The 19,208-nt window shown below is 33.9% G+C and carries 17 protein-coding genes and 1 other annotated feature; of the genes, 3 read left to right on the top strand and 14 right to left on the bottom strand.

Annotated features, from left to right (window positions below):
- Positions 1–11 precede the first annotated feature (11 nt).
- From CN514_RS06975 to CN514_RS06935, 9 genes are all read right to left on the bottom strand, one after another.
- Positions 12–200, bottom strand: a complete 189-nt coding sequence (locus CN514_RS06975; protein WP_098231970.1) for a hypothetical protein — start codon at positions 198–200, stop codon at positions 12–14.
- A 216-nt stretch (positions 201–416) separates the two neighbouring features.
- On the bottom strand, positions 417–692 hold the full coding sequence (locus CN514_RS06970; protein ID WP_098231969.1) for a hypothetical protein: 276 nt from the start codon (positions 690–692) through the stop codon (positions 417–419).
- Between the two features lie 202 nt (positions 693–894).
- Positions 895–2,067: a sugar ABC transporter permease gene (locus tag CN514_RS06965; RefSeq protein WP_097973430.1), complete on the bottom strand. Its 1,173-nt coding sequence runs from the start codon at positions 2,065–2,067 to the stop codon at positions 895–897.
- Positions 2,068–2,082: 15 nt separating this feature from the next.
- A complete protein-coding gene (locus CN514_RS06960) occupies positions 2,083–3,597 on the bottom strand; it encodes an ATP-binding cassette domain-containing protein (protein ID WP_098231968.1) in 1,515 nt (504 codons plus the stop codon).
- Between the two features lie 111 nt (positions 3,598–3,708).
- Entirely contained in the window at positions 3,709–4,857 is a 1,149-nt protein-coding gene (locus CN514_RS06955) for a sugar ABC transporter substrate-binding protein (RefSeq protein WP_286141589.1), read from the bottom strand.
- Between the two features lie 373 nt (positions 4,858–5,230).
- Positions 5,231–6,772 (bottom strand): response regulator, encoded by a 1,542-nt coding sequence (locus CN514_RS06950; protein WP_098231967.1) that lies wholly within the window; start codon positions 6,770–6,772, stop codon positions 5,231–5,233.
- A gap of 17 nt (positions 6,773–6,789) precedes the next feature.
- Entirely contained in the window at positions 6,790–8,211 is a 1,422-nt protein-coding gene (locus CN514_RS06945; protein WP_098231966.1) for a sensor histidine kinase, read from the bottom strand.
- Positions 8,201–9,193, bottom strand: coding sequence for a sugar-binding protein (locus CN514_RS06940; protein ID WP_098231965.1), 993 nt, complete (start codon positions 9,191–9,193; stop codon positions 8,201–8,203). The genes CN514_RS06945 and CN514_RS06940 overlap by 11 nt, the downstream gene beginning before the upstream one ends.
- 413 nt (positions 9,194–9,606) lie before the next feature.
- Positions 9,607–10,857: a dicarboxylate/amino acid:cation symporter gene (locus CN514_RS06935; RefSeq protein ID WP_097973421.1), complete on the bottom strand. Its 1,251-nt coding sequence runs from the start codon at positions 10,855–10,857 to the stop codon at positions 9,607–9,609.
- Between the two features lie 248 nt (positions 10,858–11,105).
- Here CN514_RS06935 and dcuS point away from each other — a divergent pair, with 248 nt between their 5' ends.
- On the top strand, positions 11,106–12,716 hold the full coding sequence (gene dcuS / locus CN514_RS06930) for a DcuS/MalK family sensor histidine kinase (protein WP_097973419.1): 1,611 nt from the start codon (positions 11,106–11,108) through the stop codon (positions 12,714–12,716).
- Positions 12,709–13,422, top strand: a complete 714-nt coding sequence (locus CN514_RS06925; RefSeq protein ID WP_098231964.1) for a response regulator — start codon at positions 12,709–12,711, stop codon at positions 13,420–13,422. The genes dcuS and CN514_RS06925 overlap by 8 nt, the downstream gene beginning before the upstream one ends.
- A 64-nt stretch (positions 13,423–13,486) precedes the next feature.
- Here the strand turns inward: CN514_RS06925 and CN514_RS06920 are convergent, their stop codons facing one another.
- Positions 13,487–13,966 (bottom strand): ABC transporter permease, encoded by a 480-nt coding sequence (locus CN514_RS06920; protein WP_098231963.1) that lies wholly within the window; start codon positions 13,964–13,966, stop codon positions 13,487–13,489.
- A gap of 278 nt (positions 13,967–14,244) precedes the next feature.
- Positions 14,245–15,597, bottom strand: coding sequence for an amino acid permease (locus tag CN514_RS06915; protein WP_098231962.1), 1,353 nt, complete (start codon positions 15,595–15,597; stop codon positions 14,245–14,247).
- 60 nt (positions 15,598–15,657) lie between these two features.
- Positions 15,658–15,893, bottom strand: a binding site (T-box leader).
- A gap of 292 nt (positions 15,894–16,185) precedes the next feature.
- On the opposite strand from CN514_RS06915, the gene CN514_RS06910 reads away from it, so the two are divergent.
- Positions 16,186–16,428, top strand: coding sequence for a hypothetical protein (locus CN514_RS06910; RefSeq protein ID WP_097973412.1), 243 nt, complete (start codon positions 16,186–16,188; stop codon positions 16,426–16,428).
- Positions 16,429–16,548: 120 nt separating this feature from the next.
- On the opposite strand, the gene pstA is transcribed toward CN514_RS06910, so the two are convergent.
- The 3 genes from pstA to CN514_RS06895 all read right to left on the bottom strand — a co-directional run.
- A complete protein-coding gene (gene pstA, locus CN514_RS06905; RefSeq protein WP_097973410.1) occupies positions 16,549–17,436 on the bottom strand; it encodes a phosphate ABC transporter permease PstA in 888 nt (295 codons plus the stop codon).
- Positions 17,433–18,329, bottom strand: coding sequence for a phosphate ABC transporter permease subunit PstC (pstC, locus tag CN514_RS06900; RefSeq protein ID WP_141437746.1), 897 nt, complete (start codon positions 18,327–18,329; stop codon positions 17,433–17,435). The genes pstA and pstC overlap by 4 nt, the downstream gene beginning before the upstream one ends.
- 68 nt (positions 18,330–18,397) lie before the next feature.
- Positions 18,398–19,208 (bottom strand): phosphate ABC transporter substrate-binding protein PstS family protein (locus CN514_RS06895; protein ID WP_141529319.1); only part of this gene is annotated, 811 nt, incomplete at its 5' end.

Here is a 19,208-nt window from a genome sequence, read left to right as displayed (position 1 = left end):
TAAAAGCTGTGCTAATTAAAATTCCTAATAGTTGTTATGTAAGCTTTATAAACCGTTTCTTGAACAATTTCTAAAGCATCATTTTCATCCTTAACATACAAATACGCAGTACGATATAATTTAGCTTTCTCTTCCTCGATTAATTCTTGAAATGCTATGCTATCTCCCTTTTTTGCTTTATTAATTTTATTTTGCAACAACATTTGTCCCTCCTATCCTTACAATTATTAGACTGTTTACTACTCCAAAACGTTTCAAAAAATATTTAAAGATTCATATCCAATTAAGAGGGTTTCAAGTATTCCTTATACTACTTTCTATTTGACTGTTTAGCCAACCAAAAAAATCGACCATAAAGTCGATCATGTTGTTTTACAAATGCACCACGTTATTTGCATAAGCAGTTATTAAGTTTTTTAATTTTTAATCCAAGTTAGCATACGTAAGATAAGAAAAGGTTCAAACCAAGTAATCAATAAAAATATGATAAAAAACGAAGATACTGCAAAAAATTTAGTGTTCCCTCTTTCTCTCTTGGAAATTGCTATAAAGCTACATATTGCCCCAAATAATAACAATAAAAAACCAATTAATGCAATAAGTTCGTTGAAGCCTGGAACCACATAAATTATTCCAAACAAAACCAATCCAATGATTAATAATATTAGTGAAATTGTACTAAAATTTTTCATAGTTTCACCTCTTTGAATAATTATTATTATTTATGTTAGCTACTTAAAATATTAACATATATTTCCATTTTATTGTTTTATTTGTTCAACTATCCTTTTTAATCGCATCAGAAAAACACCAATCCACTTTATCAAATTCAAATCCTAAAAAATAAAAAAACAGAAACAAGCCAACACAATCGACTGTTTCTGTTTTAATATATTATTTCCCTTTATTACGTGTCATTACGTCAAACACAACTGCAAGAACAAGTACTGCTCCTCGAATGATGTATTGGTATGAAATATCAATACCCATTAAGTTCATCCCACTTGTTAATGAAGCCATTACGAATGCACCAATAATTGTACCTGTTACTTTACCTACACCACCAGCAGCAGAAACACCACCTACATAAGCTGCAGCAATTGCATCTAACTCAAACATTGTACCTGCTTGGGGAGAAGCAGATGCAAGTCGAGCTGTAAACAATACGCCTGAAAGGGCTGCAAGCATACTCATTGAACCGAATACAATGTAAGTGATTTTCTTTACGCTAATTCCACTTAACTGTGCTGCTTCAGGGTTTCCACCAACTGCATAAATGTGACGCCCTAAAGGAGTTCTTGTTGTAATGAAGTGGTAGACTACTACTACGATAAACATGATCACAGCAGTCCAAGAAATTCCTTGATAGCCTGCAAGAATATAGGAAATGTAACCAATGATACCGGAAATAAATAATAATTTTATGATTTGCATTGGCATTGAAAGTACTTCAAAACCGTATTTTATGTTTACGCTTCTCTTTTTAAAGTCGCTCCATATAAGAAGAATAATACAGATCGCACCAATTAATAGTGTAGAGATGTGTAAGCCGTTCAAATCTCCTAAACTAGGAATATAGCCATTTCCAATTGCCTTAAAGCTTTCGTTAGCAACGATAATCGTACCAGTTTTAACAAGAGACATTAATAGTAATCCCTTGAATATTAACATTCCTGCTAGTGACACTACGAATGATGGAATTCCTAAATTAGCAACGAAGAATCCATTTATTAAACCAATAATAGCTCCAAATACTAGAACTGCAATAATTGAGATCCAAACTGGCATTCCATGTGTTAGAAATAGAGCAACCACTGCCCCTAGAAAACCAGCAACAAACCCAACTGAAAGGTCAATATGACGAATGACAATTACTAGTGTCATCCCTACAGCAAGAACAGCTACATAGCCTGTCATATTGATTAAATCACTTAAATTACGAGATGACATAAATAGTCCATCTGTATTTAAAGTAAATACTAACATTATTACTGCAAGAGCAATATACATTCCATATTCACGGATGTTTTTCCTTAATAACATGCCTGCTTCTTGAAAAAAGTTCATTTTATTCAACCTCTCTTAAACGGTAGCTAGAGCCATAACGCTCTCTTGAGTTGCTTCTTCTCTTGATAATTCCCCAGTTATTTTACCTTCTGCCATAACATAAATTCGGTCACTCATACCAAGGACTTCTGGAAGTTCAGAGGAAATCATGATAATGCTCATGCCTTGTTCAACCAGTAGATTCATAAAACTATAGATTTCAAATTTTGCACCTACGTCTATTCCACGAGTAGGTTCATCGAGAATAAGTACGTTTGGATTTGTAAATAACCATTTACTCAATGATACTTTTTGCTGATTACCACCACTTAATTTTCCAACGATTGAAGTGATTGAAGGAGCTTTTATGTTTAACTTGTTTAAGTAATCATTTGCAACGACGATTTCTTCATGTTGATTGATTACATTTGACTTGGAAATTTCAAATAAGTTCGTAATCGAAATATTATTTTTAATATCTTGTTCAAGGATCAATCCGTCGCCTTTACGATCCTCTGTCACATAGGCTACTCCAGCTTTTATTGCATCTTTTGGATGTTTAAAACGCTTTTGCTCACCTTGCACTAAAACAGAACCATCAAGTTTGAAATTTGTAGGATTTCCAAAAATACTTTTCGCAAGTTCGGTTCGACCTGATCCCATCAATCCAGCAATACCGATAATTTCACCTTTTCGAACATTTAGATTGATATTATGAAGAATCTTTCGACCTAATTTTGGATCGTATACATTCCAGTCTTTTAATTCTAATGAAACTTCACCAAACTTTTGGTTTGGACGTTTCGGATAAATATCGTCAATTTCGCGACCAACCATGTGCTTTATTATTGTGTTTTCGGTGATTTCTTCTTTATTTAAAGAGCAAATTGTTTTCCCGTCGCGAAGTACAGTAACAGTATCAGCGACAGCAATTACTTCTTTAAGTTTATGCGAAATCATAATACAAGAAATTCCTTGATTTTTTAATTCTCCCATCAAGAAAAGTAGGTTTTCACTATCATCTTCATTTAAGGCAGCAGTGGGCTCATCTAGAATAAGCAATTTAACATCTTTACTAAGAGCTTTTGCTATTTCAACAAGTTGTTGCTTACCTACACCTAACTCTTTAATTTGCACGTCAGGATTTACATCTAGTTTTACTTTTTTAAGCAATTCAATTGCTTTTACAATCGTTTCATTGAAATCAACGGTCATTCCCTTTTTAATTTCATGTCCGATAAAAATATTTTCGTATACAGACAGCTCTGGAAAAAGAGATAACTCTTGATAAATGATTCCGATACCCTTTTTTTCACTATCACTTATTTTTGAAAACTTTTGAACTTCATCTTCAAAAACAATATCGCCTGTATATGTTCCAAATGGATAAATACCACTTAAAACTTTCATTAAGGTTGATTTTCCAGCACCATTTTCACCAACTAAGCAATGTATTTCCCCTTTTCTAACCTTGAAGTTAACATCACTTAATGCTTTAACACCTGGAAACTCTTTTGAGATATTTCTCATCTCTAAAATAAATTCACTCATATGATCCGTCTCCCGAATTTGCCATCTACTTGAGTCATTGATTAAATTGAATAATTAACAAAATAGTGACGGTTAGACCATCACTATTTTGCAAGGTTTTCCTTCTATTAATTACTTCAATCCAGTGAAGTCTGAAGCACTATAGTATCCAGAATCAACTAAGTCTTTCTTCACTGTGCTTTGATCAACAACAATAATATCTGTTTGTTTTGTTTTGATATCAGCTTTACCGTTGTTTGTTACGCCTGAAGCATCCGGTGTTTCATCTTTTAAGATTGAAGTTGCAGTAGCGATTGCATCTTTAACTAAAGTACGAACATCTTTAAAAACAGTCATAGATTGTTTGCCATCAATAATGTATTGTACAGAAGCTTTTTCAGCATCTTGACCAGAAATTACATATGAAGATACGTCTTTATCTGATTTAAATGTATCAGCGATTGAACGAGCAGTTCCATCGTTTGGAGCAAGAACTAATACATCGCCTTTATCAGCTTTTGAAGCTTTTGTTAAGTTAGATGCAGTTAAGTTTTTAGCTACATTGAAGTCCCAGTTAGTTGTAACTTGACCAATAATTTTTGCTTGCTCATCACGAGTTAAATCAGCTTTAGCTTTTAAGCTATTTGCAGCTGCTGAATTCTCAACTTTGAATGTACCATCAGCAATTTTTGGTTGAAGAACTTTCCAAGCACCTTGGAAGAATAAGAATGCATTGTTATCAGATGCAGCACCTGCGTATAGGTATAAAGGTTGACCTGATTTACCTGAAGCATGGTCTACAAGATATTGTGCTTGTGCAGCACCTACAGCAACGCTATCAAATGATACATAGTAATCAACCGCGTCAGTACCTGTAATTAAACGATCGTAAGAAATTACTTTAACACCAGCAGCTTTTGCAGCTTCAGCTGAAGCAGCAGCAGCAGCACCGTCTTGAGGACAAATAATTAAAACTTTGATGCCTTTTGCAATTAAAGAATCAACGTTTGCTTTTTCTTTAGCAGAGTCACCTTGTGAGAATAAAATTTCAACTGAATAATCTGTATCTTTTAAAGCATTTTTAAAGCGAGTTTCATCTTGAGTCCAACGTGGCTCATCTTTCGTAGGTAAAACGATACCAATATCAACTTTACCATTTTTACTTTTCTTACCAGCAGAAGTGCTATCACTTGATGTTGCTGAAGATCCACATCCAGCTGCAACAAGAGTCATTACTAAAAATACTGAAATGATTGCAAAAATCTTTGATAACTTTTTCAAAGTGTTTCCCCCTTTTTTTTGGTTGCGCTTACATAAATAAGGTTATCACGATTTTTATTGGAAACGCTTACCCATTTCCTTCACTCTTTTGTCTATTATCTGCACTAATTTACCTCATCACAGAAAACGTTTACATTCAGAATATTAAAACTAGCATTTTCTTAACTTTGGGACATATTAGTGCAGTTAATTTCGATTCAAAACAAAAAAAGAGTCAAACAGCAACTCAATAAAAGTATGTACAAATTAAAATCAATTCGTAAATACGATCATTAAGAACGTCGTTAGACTCTTTTAACAAAAAATATTCTAATAAAGTAAATAATCTTTTATCAGTTCAAATTTAAGTATTAAAATTCTCCTCTTATTCTCTTTAACTATTCATTAATACCTTTTTTCGATATTCCTTAGGAGATTCATTCGTACATTTTTTAAATACTCGGCTAAAATAATTTGGATCATTATAGCCTACTTGATAACAAATTTCTTTTAAATTCAATTCTCTTTTTTCCATTAATTGTTTTGCTTTATTGATTCTCAAATTCATTAAATAATCACTGAAAGTCTCACCTGTTTGCTTTTTAAATAGTTTGCTAAAGTAAACTGGATTCAATTTTAAATAGTTGGCCACTTGTTCGAGTGAGAGATCCTCTATGAAGTGATGAGCGATGTATTCCCTGGCCAATATCATCAGATGATTCGTTTTAATTTCTTTTTCTCGGTCGATCTTTGTAATTAAATTAATGATTTGTTGCTCCACAATCATCTTCAATTGACTGATTTCGTTAATGTCTGGAATATGAAATTTCTCAACTTCAATCGATGAGTTACGGAGTGATTGGAAAATTTGATTAAAAAGTGAATTTAATTCCCTTCTAACCTGCTTAACACTATAATTAACAAATCTTTCATACAAATTATTAAATTGCTTTATAACTTCTTCTAAATCAGCTTTTCTAAAAGTATCAATTAAAGCTTGTTTTTCCTTGTCCGGTATACTTAAAGAAAGATTTACTGAATGCAGATTAACACGTGTTAACTCATCACATTCTAAACTTGCTTGAAGTGCCTCATTATAAGATTGTCGTAGCCCTTCGATTCCTTGCTTTAAAGACCCAATACCAATCACTGTTTGATAACCAGTTTGATTTTCTATGTATTCAATGGTTTTTAAAGCATCTTGATAGAGTAAAAGCGATTGAAGATCGGCTTCTCGGTTTGGCTGTACAGGAATAAATATGGCTAATTGTCCATCTACAACAGGGCTAATTAAACAATTTCTCGAAGATTTCATATAATGCCTTACACATTCATAAATTCTCCTCTGCTCCTTGTCATTTTGACTAATTTCTTTAGGCAATTTAATGACGTTCGCATAACCTAACTCGATTTCAAAACCGAGAATACCAGACAGTTGAGATACATTTAGTTCTTGAACAGTATTAAACATTAACATTAAAGTATATTCATTTTCAGTGAGAGGACGTATAATCGATAGATTTTCAATAGCCTCTAATTCTTGTAATCTTTTCTTATGATCGTCTTCTATTTCATCGATCATCTTTTGAAGTAAAGAGATAATATGATCTCGTTTAGCAGGCTTTAAAATATAATCTTTAACACCTAATGAAATGGCTTCCTGTGCATACGTAAAATAGTCATATGCAGTGACAATGAATATTTTCGTATCAGGTAGTTTTTGTTTTATAACGGAAACAGCTTCAAGCCCTTGAATACCAGGCATTTTTATATCCATAAAGATAATATGAGGCTGGTATTCTATTGATTTTCCAATCGCAACTCGTCCATTTTCGGCCTGCTCAAATTGAAATAGATTAGGCATTGAACGGTTAATCATCAGTTCAAGTCCCTCGCGCTCTAATGGTTCATCATCAACAATTAATAAACGATACATGGGTACCTCCTTTAATTTTAAAATTTTGATGAGACAGGAAGCTTTAATATAATGGTTGTCCCTTTATTTATTTCACTTTTGATAGCAACAATATCTTCTTCTTCATAAAAGAGGCGCCAGCGTTTAAACACATTTGTTGTACCTAATCCAGTTGAGCTTTTTTGAGAGATGATCGGCATAGACGACGTTAAAAGAGCCTCTCTAGTCTCTTCTCCCATGCCAGCACCATTATCATAAATTTCGATGTAAATATATCTTTCATGATTCTTGATATTAATCCCTATGACTGCTCCTTGCTCCATCCCCTCGATACCGTGTATAAATGCGTTTTCAAGAAGTGGTTGCAATGTTAAACAAGGTACTTTATTTCCTAAACAGGACTCATCTATATTTAATTCAAAGCGTACACGATCTCTAAACCTTGCCTTTTGAATCGAAAAATATTCCTCAGCATTTCTAACTTCTTCCAAAAGAGTTACGGGCTCGTCTAATTTTCGTAAATTATAACGTAGCAAATTCGAGGTCGATACAGTTAGATCACTCGTTTGCTCAGCTCCTTCAATATAAGCTAACTTAGATATAACGTTTAACGTATTGAACAGGAAATGCGGGTTTATCTGACTTTGCAAAGCCTTTAACTCTAGCTCCTTCACAAGGCGATCCTTCTCTACTATTTCAATATTTTTTATCATTAAATTGCTTAAATTTTTAGACATTTCATTGAGGATTTTACCAAGAATACCGATTTCATTATTTCGATACAATGTGGGTGGATCCACATTAAAATTACCTTTACCAATTTGTTTAGCCATATAAACTAAACGATTGATTGGAATGACGATACTTCTAGACAACCAAATGGCAAAAACAATACTAATGATAGTCGTTATAACGAACAACTGGACACCTAATTGATTCATAGACTGAGTATTTGCAATAATCTTTCGAAAAATAGGCTGATAATTACTTAGCTCTAAATCAACTAAGTTTTGACTATCCTCTCTAATAAACCCTGATATTTTCTCTATATCCCGGTATTGATCTGTATAACTTGAAAAATTTTGAGAGACTAAATTATCTGTTATCGATGATTCTAACTCTAGAAAAGAATCAATCATATGGGTAAAATTTTCTAACACAAGCTGATTATTCTTAGTAGCATTATGTGTTAATAGTTCCTTTTTTAATTTTTGTAAATTGCTTTTATGCTGCAAAATCGATCGATAGTTTTTTGGCTGTGGATTAATAATATAACTACTTACCAAGCTTAAATTCTCCTGAGTTTCAGCAGAGATTTGTTTATATAAAAATATTTTATTAATCATTAAATTATAACTCTCTTGAACTTTCTTACCATTTTCAAAAACAAAAAATGAAACTAGATTTAATAAAATAACTAGAATAGGAATAAAAATAAATAACTTTGTCCTAATTTTCAACGTTTCTCCTCCTGATCAACGTTTCTTTCGTCACCACCTCGGTTGGTGTAAAATTTTCTTTATTAATAACTTTTCCATGTAACCAGTCGATTAATAAACCTACAGATTGAAAGCCCATTTCATATGGCTTCTGAATAACAGTTGCTTTAATCGCATCATCTTGAACTGCTTGGAGAGTACCTTCAATGTTATCAAATCCAAAGATCTCAACTTGATTTAACTTTAAATTTTTTGATGCATTCAATATGCCAATCGCGTCTAAAGCACTCGTACCGACCATAACTGAAATGTCTTTATTATTACGAAGCATACTTTCAGTTTGAAGCTTTGCTTGAATAATCGATATATTAGAGGACTCAATATCCTTAACTACTAATTTCGGATGCTTTTTAACAATACTTAAAAATCCATTTAATCTCGCCTGCTGACTTTCTGATTTTTCACTCCCTATAATAACGCCAATTTTCCCAACACCATTCGTTTCCTCTACAACAACTCTTCCTAACTGCTCTCCCGCGCTAAAATTATTTGTCCCAACATAAGCAATACGCTTACTTTTTGGCGCATCTGTATCAATTGTAATAACAGGAATATGTTGTGTAACCGCTTTATTAATTACGGGCGAGAAAGTATTCTCATCCAGACTTTGTACGATGATACCATCCACCTGAGAAGCAATTGCCTTTTCTAATAACTTAATTTGTTCTTCCGGACTTGTACGTAAAGGACCTATATATTCAACATTTACTCCATATTTTTCTGCAGCAACATCTGTCCCTTCTTGTACTTTCCTCCAATAAGGATTATCAAACTCCTGCGAAATAAGGACAAAATGGAGTTTTTTCTTCGGTTCTACTTCCCGATCCTGTAATTTTTGAACTGAATTTTCAATATTTCTAGCATTTATTTCAAAATGAATAAGTACATAAACAAACAATAAAAAAAGCACGCTTAAAATAATCGACCATTTTTTCTCTTCCATAATGTCCTCCAGTCCTATATTAAAATAGTACATTTTGATGATACAGTTTACAAGACTATTAAACTTTACAATATTTTCCCTTTAATTTTATTCGAACGAATGATTTAATAAAGAAATTTGAAACTTCAATCTACTTTTACTAAATCTTAAATCGCTATATTAAGATTTCTTCCAAAAAAAAATGATCCCCTTTTCGAAAATAGGAGATCATTTTCATAAAACTATCTAGTCTTTTGGAAATAACCCACATTCCTTTTGGCAAGTTGAGTATTATAAAGATTGGTTTGCAAGTACTGCTCTGGTAATTGAACAGCTATCCAATTATTAGACTGCTTTTATACTGGTCAAATAAAAAAAGTGCACAGACTATTTCTGTACACTTTGTTATAAAGCTTGCTTTCGCATTTTCTAACTTAAACTGTAATTTTTGTCTCCTCAACCTGGTAAATCGGATGAAATTCACCTTCAGACTTGGAAACTACGACAGTAGCAACACCGTTTCCAATAAGATTAGTAACTGCGCGTGCTTCAGACATGAAACGGTCAACTCCAAGAATCAGTGCCATTCCCTCTACTGGGATTGACGGAAATACCGCTAAAGTTGCGGCTAATGTCACAAACCCAGAACCAGTAACTCCCGCTGCGCCTTTTGAAGTCAACATTAATACACCTAGTAGTGTAATCTGCTGCCATATGCTTAGGTCAGCACCATAAGCTTGTGCAATAAATAATGCTGCCATCGAGAGATAGATGGAAGTTCCATCAAGATTAAAAGAATAACCAGTTGGAAGTACAAGTCCCACTACTGATTTTGAGCAGCCATATTTCTCAAGCTTTTCCATCATTTTCGGTAACGCTGCCTCAGATGATGACGTTCCAACAACAAGAAGGATTTCTTCTTTTATATAAGCGATAAATTTGAAGATATTAAATCCGAACATTTTAGCAATTCCGCCAAGAACTAGAACAATGAATATGGCCATTGTAAGGTAAACAGAACCCATTAGTTTTCCAAGATAGATAAGAGAACCGATACCGAATTCTCCAATTGTATATGCCATCGCACCGAAAGCGGCAAATGGAGAAACCTTCATGATAATATTAACAATTCCAAAGAATACCTCAGTCAATTTCTCAAAAAAATCGATGACCGGCTTACCTTTCTTACCTAAATGAGCAAGTGAAATGCCAAATAAGATTGCAAGTAGAAGTACTGGAAGCAGCTGACCATTTGCAAATGCCCCAATGAAGCTTTCAGGAATGATTGATGTGATAAAATCCATGAAACCATGGCTTGTTTCCGAGGCTGCCTTAGTGTATTGAGAAATATCTCCTTTTCCCGCTGCTGCATCAATCCCTTTACCTGGCTTTAATACATTTGCAACAATAATACCGATTGCTAAAGAGATTGTCGAAACGATTTCAAAATAAAGTAAGGCCTTCCCACCAATTTTGCCAACCTTTTTTATATCCCCCATTCCTGCAATCCCGATAACAATGGTTAAGAATATAATCGGTGCAATAACAACTTTTACTAGCTTAATAAAAATATCAGCAATAACCTTTAGCTGTGAACCAATCTCTGGAAATACGAATCCGACCAAAATACCGAGAAAAATTCCTAAAATCACTTGAGTTGTAAGACTTTTAAAATTAATTCTCAATGTGCTTAACCTCCAATCAATTTTGAAAACGATTACAATTTTTTGAATTATTTACATGTTACAATTTTGTGAACATTATAAATAGTTAAAATAACTTTATAAAGTGTTTTGTAATTAATGTAAGTAATAAAATCATGAGGTTAAGTTTAATTGGACTGTATTTTATAGTAAATTGGAAAAGTATTATTAAAAACCATTAGAGCAATAGTAGTTCGATAGGATGAATCTAGTAATAGTTGGAGGTTAATGTGCACGATCGGCGATTTAGATTTAAATTAAGTACAATTATTATTTTCTTTGTTTGTTTAGTGGTACTCCTATCTTTAATGATTACTGACTTATTAATCAGTCATACTGTCAGTAAAAAAATTATAAATTACCAAGAAGAAAAGGCCTTAATTGTAGCTAGGACTGTTGCTAAATCACAAATTGTAATTGATGAATTAAGTAACGACCACTCCACTACTGCAATTCAAGATTATACAAAGGATATTCAAACTGCTACAAATGTAATGTTTATTGTCGTAATGGATATGAACGGAATTCGAAAATCACATCCAAATCCGGCAAATATCGGCAAACATTTTGTTGGCGGTGATGAAAAGGCGGCACTAAAGGGTAAAGAGTATGTATCGATTTCGCATGGTACTTTAGGTGAATCAGTTCGTGCTTTTACTCCATTATACAATTTGAGAAATAAACAGATTGGCGTGGTTGCAGTTGGAATTTCACTTAAGAGTGTAGAGTCTGTACTTGGCAAAAGTCATTGGGATATCCTTATCGTGACAGTTCTTGGTTTAATAATAGGCGTCATTGGCGCTATTTTACTTGCAAGATATATTAAAAGGACATTGCTAGGGCTCGAACCCTTTGCTATTGCTAAGATTCTTGAGGAGAGGAGTACGATGCTCCAATCTGTTCATGAGGGTATTATCGCAGTTGATAATCAATCAACAATTACTTTAGTAAATAAATCTGCATTACAAATCTTTCAAAAGGCAGGGCTTTCTCAAAAGCCCGTTGGCATGAAAATTGATGAATATATGCCTTCAACAAGATTGGATCACGTTTTAGAAACAGGTAAACCCGAACTAGATGATGAACAAAACATTAACGGTGTTTCCATCCTCGTTAACAGAGTTCCTCTTGTGGTAAATGGCAAAGTAGTTGGAGCTATTTCTACATTTCGGGATAAAACCGAAGTAAATCAGTTGGCCGAACAATTAACAGGTGTAAGAACCTATGCGGAATCCCTTCGCGCCCAATCCCATGAGTTTATGAACCGACTTCACGTTATTCTTGGTATGGTCCAAATGAAATCCTACGATGAATTATCAGGATTTATCCGTACTTTAGTGAACTATCAAAATCAAGAATTTGGACAGATTACTCAGCATATTAAAGACCCTGCCCTGGCCGGATTTATTATGGGAAAATTAAGTTATGCAAGGGAAGAAAATGTGGAGTTCTCTTTCGAATGTAAAAATGTCATTCCAGAGCCGAAAGACCCTAAGTTCACTCAAGATTTAATTACCATTCTTGGGAATTTGATCGATAATGCAATAGAAGCATTGTCTGATACTGAAGAAAAAACACTGGAAGTAATCTTTAATTATGTAGATAAATTTTTAACAATCGAAGTTCTAGATTCAGGACCTGGAATGACTGAAGAGTTACACAAGAAAGTATTTGAAAAAGGGTTTTCCACAAAAGGCGAAAATCGTGGCTACGGCCTTTATTTGGTTGCAAATAGTATCAAAAAACTGAGTGGAGAATTAATCATCGATTCAAAATTACTACTAGGGACTGAGTTCCAAATACAAATCCCATATGAAGAAAAGAGGTATGGTTATGATTAAAGTCCTGATTGTAGAAGATGATCCTATGGTTGCTGAATTCAACAAACGTTACCTTAATGAGATAAGAGGTTTTAGTTTAATAGGGATATCCCATACCGTGACAGATGCCATTACGTTCCTTGAAAACGAACAGGTAGACCTTATTTTGCTAGATGTTTATATGCCTGGTTCAACTGGACTTGAATTGCTTAGTTTTATTAGAGAACAAAACATGGCAGTAGATGTCATTCTAATTACTGCAGCTGCGGACAAAGAAAAAATTCATACTGCAATAAGGTATGGGGCTGTAGACTATCTAATTAAACCGTTTGAGTTTGAAAGATTTAATCAAGCATTGTTGAAGTATAAAGATAAGTATAATTTTTTTGCAAATAAAACCTTATTTAGTCAGGAAGATCTGGATGAACAGTTCTTTAGTATAGATCCAAAACTGGTCGAAGAAGCAATGAGTAATTTGCCTAAAGGCTTAACTAGCAGCACCCTACAGGTTGTCATTGGGGTGATAAAATCAAAAGGCAACAGTCAATTTACAACTGATGATATCTCTGAGACCACCCTTATATCACGCGTATCGATTCGAAAATATTTGAAGTTTCTAACTAGTCTTGGTGTCCTTGAAGAGTCATTGACATACGGGATTGGAAGACCAGTTTATTTGTACACACTAAAATTAGATAAACTAAATAAAGTGAATACATTACTTTAAAAGTGACTTTTTTTAAATTTAAATAAAAAGGCACTGACTTTTTCAAGGTCAGATGCCTTTATACTTATGATGTTGGAGACGGAAATCTTGCAGCTTCAAAATGAGTACTAACTTCACCATCAACATTTGCTCCGATCACACCAGCAATGCTACTTTGTGCAAAAACCTCAACCTTATCCAAAGCATTAAGTTTCTGGATCGTCGAAACATTTACAGCATTTCCGAAGTTTATTGGACCAAAGAAATCGTTATCGATCGCGATTGCGGGTTGTCCATTCACACGGATTTCGATCCGTGCTCTATATTTGACATTATTATCATTTGGGATAAAAGAAATCGTAGCAGAAATTAAATAGACCCCATTATTTTTTGGTCTAAACACTGAGGTAAATGGAATATATTCATTAGCCAAATCAAATTGTTTAAGTTGATAATTCACTTTTACAAAGGTGTTTTCAGGAACAGTTTGATTTGCATTATTAACCGCTCTAAATGCTGAAGCAATATTAATATTCTCTTCATTTGAATCATTTGGTTTTTTCATTTTTGGAGGCACACCTTTCACTTCACTCTCTAATAAACTCCTATCATTATATTGAGACCAGGCTTAAGTGATTGTATGCTTGTCCTTGGACGAGTACTATTTATGGCAACTTAAATCTTTTCATTTAAAGGCTCAGTTAAATTAACTTTTTGATCTACTAATCAAAAAAAAGAGCTTTACTCATTAGAGTAGAGCTCCTATTAATTGAAGAACAAGTATTGCATAAGTGTAGTCACTACAAGAGCTGCCTTAAGTAAACCAAACTTACCAACTATTTTCTACAAGTTTTTGTTAAGGCGACTTTTCCATATATACGTTATCGTAATAAAGATATAGATGCAAAGTGTAATGACCGTTACGATAACTGGTGTCGTGAAAATAATTCCGATTAGAATCATCATTAAAGCGATGATCACAGCCCAAGTCGTATATGGGAACCATTTAACTAAATAATCGCTTGTTTTGCCAGATGACTGTTTACGTGACTTCAAATGGGCAAAGGCAATAATCAACCAGATGAATAATACGGTATATCCAAGTGATCCCATTAGGAAATCAAAGGTCTTGCTTCCTGCAAACAAGGAAATTAGTACACCGCCAAGTAAAGTGGAAGTACACATTAATATGGCGTTTACAGGAACTTTCCTCTTAGATAATCTTGAAAAGATTTTCGGAATGCGACCGTCCGCAGCTTGCGTATACAGAACGCGGGATGAACCATACAATCCAGAGTTCATCGATGAAATAATCGCTATTAAAACAACGGCGTTCATAATATGGTCAGCACCAGGAATACCGATCATTTTAAAGACCATCACAAATGGACTTTCAGGTACCCCGTTTACTTTGTTCCAAGGAATTAAACTAACGATGATGAAAAATGGAATGATATAGAAAGAAATGATTCTGACCAATGTACTTCGAACGGCTTTTGGAACCACTTTTTCGGGATTTTTCGTTTCTGCTAATGTAACCCCGATAATTTCCGTACCACCATATGAATAAATTACCACCAGCATAGCTGAGATTAAACCTGTTGATCCATTCGGAAAGAAACCGCCATGGTCTGTTAAGTTATGGAAACCAACTGCTTTATGATCGCCAAAGTTCACTAGTAACAACACTAATCCAGCTAGGATGAACACGATGATGACAGTAATTTTAATTAAAGCAAGCCAGTACTCCGTTTCAGCAAAAACCTTTACTGATAGCAAGTTGATTGTTGTAACTAACACCGAAACAATTAAAGCCAGTATCCAGATTGGATAGTCAGGCAACCAATATTGAATGAAAATGGCAGCTACGATTGATTCGGCCGTGATGTTCAATACCCACATCTTCCAATAGATCCAATCAAGGAAATAAGCAGGATACTTTCCTAAAATAGATTGGACAAGATCCCTGAATGTTCTTGCATCGCTATTGCGAACCGCCATTTCAGCTAAACCTTGTAAGATGAATAACAAGATGATGCCTCCTAGCAAGTATGCAATTATGATGGATGGGCCTGCCATATCAATTGCTGAACTACTTCCCTTAAATAAACCTGCCCCAATGGCACCTCCTAATGCCATCATCGTAATATGTCTTGACGTCATTGTCCTTTGTAAATTCCGTTTTTCCGTTTTCATATCCTAACCTCCCAAAAAATCAAAAAAGGCATATCATCTCATTCTTCATAATCAAATGAAGAAAGAGACGATATGCCTTAGCTTACCGCGGTACCACTCTTATTGGCTCTTTTATGAACCCTACTTTAAAAACCTTGTAACGAAGGTTAATCGTTAAAACAAGAGAAAAGATTAAATCTAATCTTTCGCTTTACCACTCCCAGGCAAGTTCAAAGTATCATTGGACTGCGTTGCACCAACCCGCAGCTCTCTTAACCTAATAATTAACTTTTACTACTCCTGATCTTTGCGTTTTGATAAATATTTCTGAATATTTTTTATAATAACTAATACTATACGGACGTGAAGCAAACTTGTCAACAGTTTTTTTAGGATAATATTTTTTAAAAAACAAATTATAAGCTTATTGGTTCAATAGCAAAATAGATCCGTAAAACCCTTTTATTGACGTATCATCTGTCAATTTCGTTAGCCCTTAGAATCCAACTAAATTAAACAATATTTGTTTCAAATATTAATATTTATCAATTCATTTTTAGTGGTCACATGTATGTATAAAATTACAAAATGAAATGGAGAGTGCCAAGATTGAATGAAATGATTGAAAGTTTGAAAAGTATACACAATGAAATAAGTCTTAAGCTTAGCAATGCTTTCAACTTCTCAGAAACCAATGATCAGCATAACCAAAGTTCACATCAAAATTATACTGAATTATCTAAAGCTGCTAAAGAACACTTAGAACAAAATAAAGAACATCAAATAGCTAAGACAATTTTAAAACATTTAGAAACATTACTTAGTGAGGTTGATGAAATAAAAAACGCTTAACTTTTAATCGTTACATAACAATAATATTTTTAATCAAAATAGCACCCCAAACCTGTATATAGGATAGGACCAATTAATACAAAAAATCTCTACGGAATTTTCCATAGAGATTTTTAATAATTATCTTTTTGCCCCTGTGAAGCGTCTATTTAAAAACTTAGCAAATAATCTAGCAAATAAATTAAATAAAAGGATCATTACGATTAAGACTGCCGCAGATTTTGTAGCGATGCTTTGCGCATCTGGAACGATACCTTCTGAATTTAATTTCCAAATATGAACTGTTAATGTCTCTGCTGGTCTGAAAATATTAAACGGATTCATCGGTGTATTTAATGGAGCAGCATTATTTAGAATAGGCGTTGTAAGTCCTGCCGTATAGATTAATGCCGCTGCTTCACCAAAAATTCTTCCAGCTGCTAAAATAATTCCCGTAATTAATTGTGGAATTGCTGTCGGGATGCTAATTTTAGTAATTGTTTGCCACTTTGTAGCTCCTAATCCAAGACTACCTTCTTTACTAGTTTTAGGAACATTTAATAACGCTGTTTCACTTACCCTTGTTAAACCTGGAAGATTTAAAATTGAAATCGCAAGTGCACCACCAATTAAAGTGTAACCCCATCCAGTCATCGTTACAAATACTAATAAACCGAATAAACCTACTACGATTGAAGGTAAAGAAGCCAACGTTTCTATACATAATCTTAAGAAATTTAAAAAACGACCTGGTTTTGCATATTCTGCCATATAAATCCCAGCTCCTACTCCAATCGGAACTGAAATAATTAATGTTAGCACTAAGATATAAAATGAATTAAAAAGTTGTGGTCCGATTCCACCACCTGCTTGAATATTACTAGGTTTTCCAAACAGGAAATCAAAGTCCCAGAATCCCCAACCTTTAAAAATAATTTCACTTAATAAAAATAATAATAATATTACAACTAAACCAGCTATTAAACAAAGTATTCCCGTCCAAATCTTATCCATTTTTCTTGCTATCATGATTCATATCCTCCTTTTCTTCCAATTAATCGAATGACTAGTATAAAGAGGAAGGATATTAGAAGTAAGATCATTGCTAGAGTCCATAAAGTGTTATTCCAAGCTGTACCGTTTAATGTATTTGCCATATCCATTGTTAAAATTCCTGTTAATGTTGCTGTTGGATCGAAAATACCATTAGGGAACTTAACTGTATTTCCGATGACCATTTGTACTGCTAAGGCTTCACCAAAAGCACGAGCAAGTCCTAAAACGATCGCAGTTAAAATGTTTGTTTTTGCAGCTGGTACAATTGCCAACTTAATTGCTTGCCATCTAGTTGAACCTAGTCCGTATGACGCTTCTAAATATGTTCTAGGAACAGCTCGCACAGCATCAGATGCTATACTTGCAATTGTAGGTAAAATCATGATACTAAGCACAATAATCCCTGCAATTAAGCTAAACCCTACGCCACCTACTGTATTTCTAATAAGAGGAACTAATATTGTTACACCAAGAAATCCATAAACTACTGAAGGAATACCCACTAGAATTTCCAATACTGGAATTAATACTTTTTCACCAAACTTCGGTGAAATAAAATTCATGAAAATTGCTAATGCAATCGCAATTGGTGCAGCTATAATTACAGCACCAACAGATACTAGAATTGATCCAACAATAAAGATTAAAGCACCATATGTTGGGTTTGAAGCATTATTTGGACTCCAATGTTTTGAAAACAAAATTTCACTTAACGATATATCATTTACTGTAAATGATTGGATTCCTTTACTAACAATAAATCCTATTATAGCTATTGTAATACCGATCATTAAGAAACCACATAAAGTTACAAGAGTTCTTCCAAGGTATTCAATTAGAAAAAAGTTTCTTTTTTTGAAATTCATGATAAACCCCTATCATCCATTAATAAATTAGTTTGAGAGTTGGTATAAAACCAACTCTCATTTTTCTATTATTCTAAACCTGTCATTTTTGAAGCTGGGATATAACCCATCTCAACTAACTTGTTAGCAAACTCGTCGCCACTAATGAATTCAATATATTCTTTTACAGGAGATTTCGCGTCGCCTTTTGTAATCATGTACTCGTAAGAATAGAATGGGTAATCACCTGCAACGATATTGTCTGTAGTAGATTCTTTTCCATCAATTTTCACAGTTTTTAATGCATCTTTTTTATCGCCGATTAAATATGAGTTAGCAAGGTATGAGATTGCTCCAGGAGTAGAGTTTACAGCTTGTTCAACTGCACCGTTTGAATCTTGAACTGTTCCTACGCCATCATTAATCTTAACGTCTTTCATAATTTTCTTTTCAAATGCTGCACGAGTACCAGATGATGCTGGACGGTTAATTACATTAATTTTCTCATCTTTACCGCCAACTTCTTTCCAATTCGTCACTTTACCAGCGAATATATCTTCAATTTGTTGAAGTGTAAGTGAATCTACACCAACGTCTTTATTTGTTACCATTGAGTAACCAACACCAGCAACTTTAGCTTCTACTAATGAACTTGCTAAAGTTTTATCTTCTAATTTTTCAGCAGCAGGCACATCTGAGTTACCGATTTGGATTGCTCCAGTTGATACTTGGTTTACCCCAGTACCACTACCGCCACCTTGAACTGTAATTGAAACTTGTGGGAACTTCGCCATAAATTCAGTTGCCGCTTCGTCAGCTAATGGTTGTAATGCTGTTGAACCTGCAGCACCAATTGTTCCAGTTAATTCTACTTTTTTAACATCTGTAGTCTTACCAGTT

This window comes from Bacillus sp. AFS001701 (assembly GCF_002559405.1).
In the GTDB taxonomy this organism is placed as follows: Bacteria; Bacillota; Bacilli; order Bacillales; family Bacillaceae_G; genus Gottfriedia.
Note: the sequence above shows the minus strand (reverse complement) of the source record. Positions and strands in the feature narration are given on the sequence as shown.